A 2,033-nucleotide genomic window follows, 5' to 3' on the forward strand; every position below is an offset into this window, starting at 1 on the left:
ATGCCCTGGGCGATAGGGTAATTGGACCACCGCGTCGGCTTTCGCGGCGACCCGCACCAGCCGCTCAATTCCAATCACCTGCAAATATCCGCTGCGCGGAGTGCGGATCGGTGCGCCGGATTCAGCCAGCCGAGCCAGCAATTCGTCGCATGACGGGCCGCGCTGCACGCTGCCGCGAGCTAAAGTCCCGCGGTTTTGTGCCTCAATTTCAGCGTTGAGCGTTTTTGCGATCTGTGCGATCACGACGGGAAGCTGGATCATCGAGGCGACGTGGTTGAGGAAGTAGATCAGCACACCCACGTTCGCCATCGTGAGCATCAACGCTACCGTGATCGACAGATGCGGGACGAAATCACCATGCGAGCCGCCACCGACCGAGACCAGCGTGATCATCGCGTAGCAGAACGTCGCAACGAAAGCCCCTAGCGCCAGCTGCGTTCCGATGTCGCGCACGCAGTTACGCAGCATCCTCGGCCCGAATTGAGTCGAGGCGAGGGTCAGGACGACGATGGTGATTGAGAAGACGATTCCGATGACCGTAATGATCGCCGCGGAAACTGTCGTCAGGATGACTCGTGCGGTATCGGCGGTGCCGTTGAGGACCCAAGAGGGGAACTGGATCAAACCGTCGTAGGACGCGCGGTCCGCTGCGTATGTCGCGGCGAAAAGAAACGATATACCGAATGTTTCGAGCGCCGGGACGACCCAAAGGTTGGTCCGCAGCGCCTCTCGCCGCCAATCGGCCTCCAGGTAGGCGTGACCAAACATCACAACACCACCGCGAGTTGCCAACCAGCCGTGCCATAAGGCTCATGAATCCGCTTACTTCTCATCACCGTTCACCACCAATCCTTTCCGATCAGTTCAACGACCGGAGATTGTCGATGCCGAGGCCCGCGCCACCGCTTCGGGAGAGCCGGTCGTCGCCTTTGCGGCAGGCGTCGGCCCAGACAACGGTGCAAGTTTGAGGCGTCGCATCCGGGTCGCGCGTGCTACCCGGGACTCAACGTCGAAGGCCGCTATCTGCGCGCTCGCTCCCGGGATTCGGCTGATGAGCCGCGCGATCTTGTCGGCTGAGCGATCGTGCAGCAAACGGCCCACCAGCGGAGAGTATGTCCGCCTGGGCAACAACACCGTGACCCTGGCATCTAGGTCGCTGCCGAGCACGTCTAGTACCAACTCTTGAGCTGCCAGACCCAGATGGCGGTGCGGGCACTCGATCATCAGCAGTTGCGTGTCGTGCTCAAAACGATCCCAAAAGTTTCGCAACGACTTCGCGCGAGCGGGGTCCAAGACAAAATGCACCGCAGTCAGCGTTTCGGCATGCAAGCTCTTTGCATAACGCATTGCTTCGATTTCGGCGAGGTCCACCGAATCCACGAGGACGAACACCTGGTGTTTCGAATGCCTGTCGAACCGTGGTTGCTCGGTGGCACCCATGTCCAGCACGGACGCCTCGGCGCGGTACTGGCGGTTGAGCCGGATGAGCACGAACACCAGGACGGGGAACACAACAACGATCAGCCATGCGCCCTCTGTGAACTTGGCCACGGCGAAGATCCCCACGACGAGCGCAGACAAGACTCCCGCGGAGAAATTGACCATCAGCTTGGAACGCCAACCGCGGTCGCGATGTGTCAGATGATATTTGGTCATCCCGAATCCGGCCATCGCGAAGGCGCTGAACACCCCCATGGCGAACAACGGCACTAGCGCGTTGACCGAGCCGCCGGTTGCCACCAGCAGGATCAGTGCAAGGGCTGTCAACACGATGATGGCGTTCGAAAACACCAGGCGATGACCACGTTTCATCAGCGGTCTAGGTAGGAAGCGGTCTTCGGCAACGAAGTTGGCCAAAGCGGGAAAGCCGTTGAAGCTGGTGTTGGCGCCGTTGTAGAGGATGGCGGCGCTTGCTGCTTGCAGTAGCAAATACAGGATGTGTCCGATCATCCCGCTACCGAAAACCGCGCGGCCAATCTCGGAAAGCATCGACGGATATCCAGCGACAAAGGGAGTGGCGTGGGTGGCGTAGG

At 60.3% G+C, this 2,033-nt stretch carries 1 protein-coding gene and 1 pseudogene; both read right to left on the minus strand.

The features are described 5' to 3' along the window. Nucleotides 1-768 (minus strand): DUF2254 domain-containing protein (locus VN856_RS14960; RefSeq protein WP_325690336.1); only part of this gene is annotated, 768 nt, incomplete at its 3' end. Nucleotides 769-864: 96 nt separating this feature from the next. Next, nucleotides 865-2,033: pseudogene (locus VN856_RS14965) on the minus strand (hypothetical protein); the annotation flags it as partial.

Source organism: Mycobacterium sp., from assembly GCF_035603715.1.
In the GTDB taxonomy this organism is placed as follows: Bacteria; Actinomycetota; Actinomycetes; order Mycobacteriales; family Mycobacteriaceae; genus Mycobacterium.